Consider the following 9,965-nt stretch of genomic DNA (forward strand, 5'->3'; position numbering starts at 1 on the left):
AGAGTTGCTGGGATAGAAAAAATATATTTCAGAGGTTGTCATATTCTGGCCGTTGACACCTCTAACATTATGGGCGGACAACTACGCCTAGAAGGATGTGAAAACTATGAATCTGGATACATCATAGAAAGTTAGTGCGGCGGTCATCTGGTACATGACTGCACGCTAAGAATGATTCCGTTGTTTCAATCATGAGCAGAGCGAAAAGTTAACGAATTGAATACTATTACATCTATTATAGGGGGCAACAAAAAATGGAAAGCAATCATAATCTAAGCAAATATCCGATTGAGATCACCATTGGCACTACGGAGTATAAAGTGCCGTTGCAGTCACTGACTGCAAACGAAATTAAGAAGTTGGCAGTTGCAAATGTTGAAGAATACGATCTGTACCTTGAGGTTGACGGACCCGAAGAGACAGAGTTAATCCCAGACGATCAGAGAGTCATCTTGGTTGATGAAATGCAATTTTTCATCAAGCATCGTGTTAATCCTGATGTCAGCATTACGATCGATACAGTGAATTACACCGCGCCGAAGCATGCAATGACTGGAAGAGAATTGAAGCAGCTGGCTAACATTCCTCCAGAATTTGCTCTTTACTTAATACAGAGCTCGCGCAGTGATATCCAAATTCCTGATGATCAGATCGTATATCTGATTACGGACGAGCAATTTATTTCAATGAAAAGCAATATTAACAACGGAAATACACTTGTTGATGCTGCGGCAGTTTTGCCGCAGCGTGAGATTAGTTACCTGGAGGCTAATGGATTTCAGTATGAACTTTGCCGCAACCCAGAAAACCCAAGTGAGTTATTTCTAACGATCGCTAACTTCGATATGGGTGAAAATTATTCACCCTGTTATGTTACGATGCTCGTGAAAATTCCAGCAGGCTTCCCTAGTGCTGCAATGGACATGTTTTGGGTGAAGCCTGCTGTTATGAAGTCGGACGGGCAATTGCCTGCAAGTGTCTGTGATGAACAATACATCGGGAGTACTTGGCAAAGGTTCTCTCGCCATCGTGACCAGGGTACTTGGAACCCTATTACAGGTGGGCTTCGTGCACATTTTACCTTCGTTTCTGAGGCACTGCGCAAAGGCGAATAATCAGTACAAAGCAACTTAAAGAGGCTCCTTATGGAGCCTCGTCATATTATAAGGAGGGTTCTCGTTGAAATATACAATGACATTCACTGAAAAAGATTATACAAAACTGTTCCGTCATCTGTTCCATGATGACACGGTAGAGCAGGCAGCCATAGTTTATTGCAAAAAATCAAAAACTGATAGTGAGACAAGGCTTTTGGTAAAAGAGATAAGACCAATTGATCCTAGTGAGGTTCTCGAACAAACTCGCCTAAATATTCGCGTTCCTGTTGAGGTATACGCGACTGGATTTCAGAAAGCAGCCAAGGAAAATTACTGCTTCTTCTGGGTGCATACACACCCAGGCGGGTGGCTGGAGTACTCAGAAGTCGATGATCGTGAGGAGCCGGAGCTCTTCAGGCCGGCCTATGTTCGTGCTCCGGGACAGGTTCACGGTAGTCTGCTAATGAATTCTCCAGATGGCATCACTGGTCGTGTGTGGTTGCAGGATGGAGTTGGAGGAGTCTATGCGCAGCCGTTAGATGCAATTCGTGTGATCGGTACCCAATATCGTTTCTTCTTTCCGGTCACGCAGAGTTATCTCGATCTATCGGCATTTGACCGTAATGTTCGGGCTTTCGGTAAGGCGATGCAGCTCCTTCTTCGAAATTTGCATGTAGGGGTTGTTGGGGCTAGTGGAACAGGTTCGCCAATGATCGAACAATTGGCACGGCTTGGGGTTGGATCTATTAGCATTTATGATGATGATACGCTATCGGCAACGAATTTGACTCGGATTCACGGTTCCTCTCAAAAACAAATCGGTTTGCCGAAAGTTGAGATCATGGGAGACATGATTGAGGAGATCGGGTTTGGAACGAAGGTTCATCGTTATACCAATCGCATTAATCAAGAAGAAATTGCGAAGACACTTCGTGATTGTGATGTGATTTTTGGATGTACGGATGACCAGTTGGGGAGATCCATACTGTCAGATATTGCTTTGAGGTACTATATTCCTCTTTTCGATATGGGCACAAAAATAGAGTCCAATAATCAGGTGCTCGAGTCCATTATGAGCCGCCTAACTATCGTTCAACCTGGAAGCGCATGCTTATTATGCTTGGGAGTGGTCAATTCTCAGGATATCATGCTCGAATCCAAGACTTTAAAGGAGCGCGAGTCTCTTGCGCGAGAAGGATATGCACCGGAGCTGCCTGAAGCTGATCCTGCAGTTATTGCTTATACCACCTTCATAGCTTCGCTTGCTGCGGCCGAGTTTATTAATAAGTTAACTGGCATGTCGCGCGGACAGGAATTAACCGGTATTCTTTATAATTTCGGCAATCACGCTGTCCGCACACTATCATCAAGTAAAAATAGGAATTGTAAATGCGGGCAAACTGATGTGCTGGGTAGCGGGGATACACCAATGTTTCTTGAAATGGTGTGGTAGCTTATACCCAGTCAATCTTATTGTTTCGTACAAAGAAGTGCGCTCCACAGCCTCCCTGACCATTTACATGGACAGAAGGTTGCAGCGTAATAGTCCCGTTTCTTTCATAAATTGACCAGTGTGGGTTGTGGTTAGATTGTAGTGAAATAACCTGTTTCTGACCACACCCACAAGGGCATTGAAAACGAGCCCACTTGTAGAACGTGCCATCTTTCACGATCAGCAAAGTTCCCATTTCCAACAAGTCATCTGTAGCTTCTCGTGTAGATCTTACTATGACCTTATCAAATGCTCCCAGGTGCTTTGTGTGCTTGATTTCGGCTTTGAAAAGTCTTCTGTATATGCTTTGCAAGAAGTGTGTGAAAGCTCTAAGTAGATTCAATGGCATTCATCTCCAAGTTATTTTCTATATTTCCATTATAACTTGAAAGCGAACAGACGGGAATGCTGAGGGGACAAAGGTACGAGTACTTATAATGAAGAATATATAACTGGCTCAGTAGTACTAAACCACGTATACTTGAACGCGGTTTATTTCTTCTGTTTTTAAACACCTTACTTAGACATTTTAAATAATTATTGGAGTTGATTGAATGACTGCTACTGACGAAATGGTACGGTATTGGAATGAGTTATATTGTAGCTGCCCGAATGGCGAGAGAATTGTGGAGGAACTATTAGGACCACTCAAAAAGATACAACTTCGCCGTGGTGACTTTGATACTGCTTATGATTCTGTTATGAGCGCAATTGGTGACCAGGATATATATTTTCCAGAGGCATATTTCGGGTTTCTCAATAGTGACATACGAGAAGATGTCCTTGGATTGTTTATGAACCCCGGGGCAGTCAAACACGCTACGGAAAGTTGGAACAATGAAGTAATTCGTCAATACACAGAATGGGAACCTGCTAATTATTTGGGGGAATGCGGTGCTCTGACCGAGACTTCGCCGGTTAGCAAGAATAAGAAATGTAGTTGTTACTTAAATACCAGACACAAAAGTGGATGTCGATGGAGAAAGGATAGGTATGATGAACTGAGAACCAACTTTGGACTTAACGACTTTAGATTCCTTCATAGCATCGAGTTGTTTCCTTTTCACTCCCAAAAATTCGATGAGAAGATCAAGGATCATCTACCTATGATGTTTAATCTTCCGTTCATGCAGCTTACTCTTCAAACAGTTCGCGAAATATCTGAGAAAAAAAGAGTTCGTGCAATATTAGGAATTGGCAAGGCCTGGGAAGATGCTCTTGATACGATGACTTGGTACTCCAAAACAACGGAGAAATTTGAGGGAAGTGTACCTACTCGAGTCATTCACTATCAGTCAACAGAAAACGGAACTCCTATTGTTATTCTCAGCAGGCAGACCCCAAATGGTGTGAAATATGTTATCCCGCCAGCCGCTACGAATTATGTATGTTCAATTATCGGTACGCAGACACAGCCGGCTGTAATAAACACGCGAGTTCTTGGAAATGTCAGTGGAAGAAAAGCTGCGCGGGGGATCTCAAAAGAGGTAGAGGTTAGTGATTCACTGCAAAAACCTATATCATTGGATAGCAGCCGATCAATCTCATTAATCGATGAGGTGTCTAGCCTTGCTATTCACTTGTCAGGCGATTTAGACCTTTTCGTAGGGAGGACTGTCGCTCCGGAGAAAGCGAGATTCGTATATAAACATTTATGGTATCCAAATCAGAAATACTGGAATAATGATAGCTGTTCAATTCATATTCATGTCTTTCGTCAAACTGAACCGAAAATTATGATTCGTTTTGGTTTTAACGTAAATAAAATAGAGTGGTCTGAAGAGAAGATTTTATCAATGAAAAGGAAGCTGTCGGAGATCGCAAGTTTGCTTGGAATGGAAGCAAAAATGAATAGAGCCGTCTTTGCTATAGAACGTGAATTCGACCATGTGGAGAAATCAGCTGAATGTTTAACCGCGTTAATCCCTAAAGTAAAATTGGCAATTGGATGCCCTTAAAAGGCCGAACGAAAAGGATACCGGTGGCATAACGAAGAACGTTAGCTCAAAAATACCTGGCGCGGCTGCCATTTCAATTCGGCAGTCGTGTTACATTATATGAAGAAAAACCATTGAATGAATTTACAAAAGTAAATATTACTAAACGAACTTTATTTTCCACTTTTACTGAACAATTCTTGATAAAATCATTTAACTAACGAACTTAATTAAATTGCTTACCATTGAGAGAACCACGTGATTACTGGACTTTCACTAACGAATTCTATTTTCCTGCATCACAAAATTGATCTTTGAAACTCCTAAATTCGGCTCAGTTGAAGAATTAAAAGCTGAATATCCACCAGAGGAAGTGTAGGGCCGTCATTTCGAAGTATGTTTCTTTATCGAGTTATCTTAGTATAGGCGGAGCCGGGATAGTTAAAAAAGGAGAGGTAAACGAATGGATCACGTAATTGAGTCTTTAAAAAATGAGCTTCGTGCATATCAAGATTCGGGTGATGAAAGAGGTATACAATGTATTAAGAATGCCATCGCTGAACTAGAGAAGTACTATACAACAGAATAAGAGTACGAATAAAGAAAGACGCCGGCATTGCGTGCAGCCGGCCCATTACTTTTTAATTACGTAAAAGTGCTAAGATTAAAACAGTAAAAGTCTATGAAGATCGACGTGTAAATCAGCAAAGCGGGCAAACAACAGGTTATCTATAAGCATGCAATATCAACGATGGCTCCAATAAAGCCGGTTAAACTACAGACTGTCCAGTAAATGGCAGTCTTTTTATTTTGCCAAAAAGAAGGATTCTAAGATAAAAGAGTAGTGCCGGGCATGAACGAAAAACGTTTTCCAAATCGAAACGGTCGATTATAATTAAATGGAAATATAAACTTTGAGGTTGTATTGTACTTTATGTTCAGATGCATTACGGTGAACCGTATAATTGAGCATTGATCATTGCGCTATCCATAGATGTCAGCCGTGAACGAAGATGCGGCGGAACAGGCAAGACTTATTGCATTGAATGCCGAGGTGGGACTGCTTTTGTAGAGGGGTACACTCCTTGGAATTAATAGTAGTTAGTTTTTTTCCGTAGAGACAAATATAGGTGTAGGTTCATGATCTAACCTCCTTGCGTTGATTTCTTAATATTCAATTGTATTCTTGTTCTGTTCTTTTCAAACGTAAATTTCAGGAAGGGATTGATCCGTATGAACAAGATGAAAATGCTAGCCTTACTTCTAAAATCATTCATACTGTGCCTATTTGTGGGGGCGGTTGTGAAGCTGATAGGCTTCTTGACGAATGTAGATAACCTAGAACTGACATTTCTGACGAGCGCTAACGTAGCCTTGGTGCTTGTGGCAGCTTGGGGACTTTATCAGGGTTGGGGACGTAGCCGGGCTTTAGTGATGCTAAATGTGGGACTGTTAGTGGTTAACGTGGGGCTGATGGTAGTGATCAATGTGATCGGCTTGGATACGGTCAAGGCTATGATCAATGGGTAGATCAGTGGCCATCATAACAAATGAACACGTTACCAAACGCACAGATCAGCCCATTTCTGCCACGAGCCTGAACGGGTGTTTAAAAACCGTCAAAACAGAAAAGGACCAGCAGTGTATCCGAGAAAGGGAGGAAATTTTTTTCAGCCACTTCTTCCGACAATGTAGATAGTGCAATGTAAAGGGGACTTAATTTGGATCTTAAATTAAAATTAGAACTTCTACCCGAAGCAACGTGGAAACATAACTTAAGACTACGCCTAACTCCTTACAAGTGGCAAAAGTTATCTAAATATATTAATTCAGAAAATAACTATACTTGTGAAATTTGCGGTGCTGTAAAGAGTGAACATTTTAAAAAGTTCGATTGCCATGAGGTTTGGAAGTTTGATGAAAATGAAAAAACGCAAAAACTTGTGAGATTACAGACATTATGTTTCTTATGCCATAATGTTAAACACTTTGGTTATGCTGGATCCCAAGACTGGATAGATAAGGATACTCTTATACAACACTTTCTATTAATAAATCAAGTAAGTCGTGAGATATTTGACCAACATTTATCAGAATCTGAAAAACAGTGGAATTATAGAAATTCTATCGTTTGGGACATTCAATTCCAGGAAATTCTGGAGAAATATAAAAATATAACTATTCTGAAAAGAGAAGAAAGAGAAATTCATTTGAAAATGATAGTTAACCACATAATAAACAATCCTAAGGATACAAATCTCGATATAATTAAAAAGTTTTCCAATATAACTGGTATTAAAAAAATAACTCATGATGCTTTTTACATACTTTTAGTTGAGAAGAAATATTAATAGGAGCGTTAAGTCTTATGGGGTGGTTTACATAATGATCGTTGAACAGGAGTGGCACAAGTTTCTTGTTCACGATGAGGATACGCATATGCTGCACCGGCACTTCTGCTGTACAGTATTGATGATGTTTGATAAGCTGTTGTTTGGAACTAGACCCAAATGGTGGGAAAAGGCTGCTATAAACAAAGGGGAACATCATCTATCATGTCAAATATTCTAGGTTTAATCACGTTTTACTTACTTCTTAGCATTTTCAATCCATCATTCTTTTTGAAGTTCTTGAAGAACCCCACTAGTCGTAAACGAGCTACGGTATATTTCATAGTTTCTTTTGTGCTGTTTGGTTTTGTGTCTTCAATGTCGAATAATCCCGACACCAAATCATTGACAGCTTCAGTAGCTACAACAACACCACCGGTAACTCCTGCCCCAATGTTATCACTGGAAGAAAAGGCTGCCAAAGACAAAGCTGACGCTGAAGCTAAAGTAATAGCTGATGCAGAAGAAAAAACCAAGGCGGACGCTGAAAAAAAAGCTAAGGAAGAAGCAGAAGCTAGAGCCAAAGCGGAAGCTGATGCAATGGCAAAAATAGTCTTTGACGTTCAACAAGTGGCAAGAAAGTCTGAGCAGGAGATTAACAAGCTATTAGGTGAGCCTACAAATACTGAAAAAGTTAAATGGACCAATCTAGATACTATGATTAAAGCAGACGCTAAGATGAACTATTACAAAGATGATAAGATTGAGATTATGTTTCTGGATGGGAAGGCACACCGTATCCGGTTGAATCTTACTGAACAAGAATACCAAAAAGGAGACAAAATGAAGAACAATCTGGCGTACATCGGCTTACCTGTCGTGGAATTAGAAAAGCCAAAGTCAAGCGCCCAGATAGCGTTTTACGCAAAAATAAGTGGTTATTACGAAGTTTCCATAGGTGATTGGGTAGGCACAAAAGAAGGAAGTGTACTAGTTGTAACTGAATCAAAGTATCGTTAACGCAGTCGGAGCTTTTAGGAGAGGTCAAGATATGAAACTCCCGTACGGATTAAAAGACGAACAATTAATTCATATTGAAGATGCTATGTCGGGGGAAAAATGTGGATGTATCTGTCCAGGGTGTCATCAACCACTTATAGCACGTAAAGGAAAAATTAAAATTCACCATTTTGCACACATCAATAGCGAATGTAAACATGGACTTCAAACAGCTATTCATTTAATGGCTAAGGACTTACTTGAAAAACATCAAAACATAAGAATTCCAAATTTAGATTTAGAATTTGAAGGCACTTATAACAAGTGGAATATCTCTAATGAGATGGAATTAAAATTCGATAAGGTTTTGTTAGAAAAGAAACTTGGGAGGATAGTTCCAGATATAATATTATATAAAAAGGGTATTCCTCTAATAATCGAAATTAAGGTTACTCATGAAGTTGATTTAGAGAAAGTAAAGAAAATCCAATCCCTTAATATTTCAACAATCGAAATTAATTTAAGTGGGATTGATAGGAATATCTCATATGAAGAACTAAAAGACATTGTTCTATTTAAAACTGAACTTAAAAAATGGATTTATAATGCTAAAGCAAATAAAATAAGTAATTCTGTTCATTCCTCAAATATATATGAAGAAAGACCAAGCGGGTCGTTAGGAAACAGTTTGATTAATGGATGTCCCATAAATGCCTTTCCGTGGAAAGGATACAAAACAGCACGCTGGACTGACTGTCTAAATTGCAACTACTGCATAGGATTGTCAACTGATGAAGATGGTGTAGAACGCGATGTTGTAAAGTGTAGTTTTAAAAGTCAAATAAAAGGCTACAGCGATTTTAAAATTTATATAGCCGGTAAGAGCGTCAGCTCCTAACGATATTTGGACTCAACTGAAAAGAAGCGCGTAAGCGCTTGGCCAATGAGGCTTTGCGCCGAGAGTCGGCAGCACTGACAAGAAGTGATTACCTCGAAGCCGAACAGCAAAAGATCGATTCCCGTCTTGATGAATTACTGATGCTCCAATTTGATTGCTATTCCTTAATGGATGAGAAACGGAACAGAATCATGTCATTAGACAAATAACACAAACCGGCAGCGCAGCTGAATAATTATTGAACAAAGAAAAAAGCACCATTCCGGATGCTTTTTTTTCTTTGTTTGTTTCGGCAGGAAAGCCGATGTGCCTAACACTTGATCTTCCCTATTGTTACTTAGAACCCAGCACATGGTCAGAAAGAATGCCAATGTTGACAGAAAAGTTTGTGAAATTGGAAAAGGCGTTCAAACCATATATCGATTTGATCCCTCGCGTATAACATCACCAGTCAGTTCACCCTTATTGTTTTCATTGATGTATTTTGTCACAAACTTTAGCTTCGATTTTACAGGCTAAAGTTTTTTCTTTCCCAACATACGAACGGACATTCTCTGACATCATAATGACCAAAACCTATGCTACATTCTTATCAGAAGCCAGGTGAGAAAGGATGTTGTACATGAGTTCGACTATTCAATTGACCCATGCATGGAATAACGAATATTGGCCAATGGAAGGGGTGAAAAAAGCCTTCTTGCTCCTCGAGATAAAAGGAACTACCGGATCTCGCTCGGACCGAGCGCCGATGAATATTTCGCTGGTGATGGATCGCAGCGGATCCATGTCTGGGGCACCGCTTGCTTATAGTAAGAAGGCTTGCCAGTTCGTAACAAATCAAATGAGCCAAGAGGACCAATTAAGTTTGGTTACATTTGATGATGAGGTATTGACGGTGTTTGTGCCGCAGAATGTGACCCACAAGGACGTTATGAAACAAAAGATAGAGACCATCCAAGCAGGCGGCTGTACCAACTTGAGCGGAGGAATGCTGCAGGGAATTCAGTATGTCGTGCAGGGGAAATCAGACGGCAGTGTCAACAGGGTTTTATTATTATCAGACGGGCATGCGAATGAAGGCATCAAGGATCGTACGAAGCTGCAGTCCATTGCAAAGGAATTTCATAATCTGGGTATTGGTATAACAACAATGGGCGTCGGCGACGGGTTCGACGAGGACCTTATGGAAGGCATTGCGGATCATGGCGGGGG

At 40.4% G+C, this 9,965-nt stretch carries 12 protein-coding genes; 11 read left to right on the forward strand and 1 reads right to left on the reverse strand.

The features are described 5' to 3' along the window. Positions 1-254: 254 nt before the first annotated feature. Positions 255-1,115, forward strand: coding sequence for an E2/UBC family protein (locus G519_RS0117795; RefSeq protein WP_029195864.1), 861 nt, complete (start codon positions 255-257; stop codon positions 1,113-1,115). Positions 1,116-1,179: 64 nt separating this feature from the next. Next, a complete protein-coding gene (locus G519_RS0117800) occupies positions 1,180-2,550 on the forward strand; it encodes a HesA/MoeB/ThiF family protein (RefSeq protein WP_029195865.1) in 1,371 nt (456 codons plus the stop codon). A gap of 1 nt (position 2,551) precedes the next feature. Here G519_RS0117800 and G519_RS53565 read toward each other — a convergent pair whose 3' ends face one another. Further along, on the reverse strand, positions 2,552-2,938 hold the full coding sequence (locus tag G519_RS53565; protein WP_409372016.1) for a DUF6527 family protein: 387 nt from the start codon (positions 2,936-2,938) through the stop codon (positions 2,552-2,554). Positions 2,939-3,143: 205 nt separating this feature from the next. Here G519_RS53565 and G519_RS0117810 point away from each other — a divergent pair, with 205 nt between their 5' ends. From G519_RS0117810 to G519_RS43495, 9 genes are all read left to right on the forward strand, one after another. Beyond that, positions 3,144-4,547: a hypothetical protein gene (locus G519_RS0117810; protein ID WP_029195866.1), complete on the forward strand. Its 1,404-nt coding sequence runs from the start codon at positions 3,144-3,146 to the stop codon at positions 4,545-4,547. A gap of 442 nt (positions 4,548-4,989) precedes the next feature. Beyond that, positions 4,990-5,115 carry a hypothetical protein gene (locus G519_RS53010; RefSeq protein ID WP_268633674.1) on the forward strand — a complete coding sequence of 42 codons (126 nt, stop codon included), beginning with the start codon at positions 4,990-4,992 and terminating at the stop codon, positions 5,113-5,115. A 111-nt stretch (positions 5,116-5,226) separates the two neighbouring features. Continuing rightward, on the forward strand, positions 5,227-5,319 hold the full coding sequence (locus G519_RS53570; protein WP_084160220.1) for an RNA chaperone Hfq: 93 nt from the start codon (positions 5,227-5,229) through the stop codon (positions 5,317-5,319). Between the two features lie 440 nt (positions 5,320-5,759). Beyond that, entirely contained in the window at positions 5,760-6,056 is a 297-nt protein-coding gene (locus tag G519_RS0117820; protein WP_029195867.1) for a hypothetical protein, read from the forward strand. 191 nt (positions 6,057-6,247) lie between these two features. Then, positions 6,248-6,877, forward strand: a complete 630-nt coding sequence (locus tag G519_RS47635) for a hypothetical protein (protein WP_051253478.1) — start codon at positions 6,248-6,250, stop codon at positions 6,875-6,877. A gap of 34 nt (positions 6,878-6,911) precedes the next feature. After that, complete coding sequence (locus G519_RS0117830) at positions 6,912-7,097, forward strand: hypothetical protein (protein WP_029195868.1); 186 nt, start codon at positions 6,912-6,914, stop codon at positions 7,095-7,097. Next, a complete protein-coding gene (locus G519_RS51305) occupies positions 7,082-7,876 on the forward strand; it encodes a hypothetical protein (protein WP_029195869.1) in 795 nt (264 codons plus the stop codon). Before G519_RS0117830 ends, G519_RS51305 begins: the two co-directional genes overlap by 16 nt. 31 nt (positions 7,877-7,907) lie before the next feature. Further along, positions 7,908-8,753, forward strand: a complete 846-nt coding sequence (locus G519_RS43490; protein WP_051253479.1) for a competence protein CoiA family protein — start codon at positions 7,908-7,910, stop codon at positions 8,751-8,753. A gap of 622 nt (positions 8,754-9,375) precedes the next feature. After that, positions 9,376-9,965, forward strand: a 590-nt coding sequence (locus tag G519_RS43495; RefSeq protein WP_036633315.1) for a vWA domain-containing protein, incomplete at its 3' end; no start/stop codon positions are given.

The organism is Paenibacillus alginolyticus DSM 5050 = NBRC 15375, from assembly GCF_000422905.1.
Lineage (GTDB): Bacteria > Bacillota > Bacilli > Paenibacillales > NBRC-103111 > Paenibacillus_E > Paenibacillus_E alginolyticus.

Excerpts from the sequence above, each read along its gene's own strand:
- G519_RS43490 (WP_051253479.1), top strand. The coding sequence starts at position 7,908 with ATGAAACTCCCGTACGGATTAAAAGACGAACAATTAATTCATATTGAA.
- G519_RS53565 (WP_409372016.1), bottom strand. The coding sequence starts at position 2,938 with ATGCCATTGAATCTACTTAGAGCTTTCACACACTTCTTGCAAAGCATA.
- G519_RS53010 (WP_268633674.1), top strand. The coding sequence starts at position 4,990 with ATGGATCACGTAATTGAGTCTTTAAAAAATGAGCTTCGTGCATATCAA.
- G519_RS51305 (WP_029195869.1), top strand. The coding sequence starts at position 7,082 with ATGTCAAATATTCTAGGTTTAATCACGTTTTACTTACTTCTTAGCATT.
- G519_RS0117820 (WP_029195867.1), top strand. The coding sequence starts at position 5,760 with ATGAACAAGATGAAAATGCTAGCCTTACTTCTAAAATCATTCATACTG.
- G519_RS0117810 (WP_029195866.1), top strand. The coding sequence starts at position 3,144 with ATGACTGCTACTGACGAAATGGTACGGTATTGGAATGAGTTATATTGT.
- G519_RS0117830 (WP_029195868.1), top strand. The coding sequence starts at position 6,912 with ATGATCGTTGAACAGGAGTGGCACAAGTTTCTTGTTCACGATGAGGAT.
- G519_RS0117795 (WP_029195864.1), top strand. The coding sequence starts at position 255 with ATGGAAAGCAATCATAATCTAAGCAAATATCCGATTGAGATCACCATT.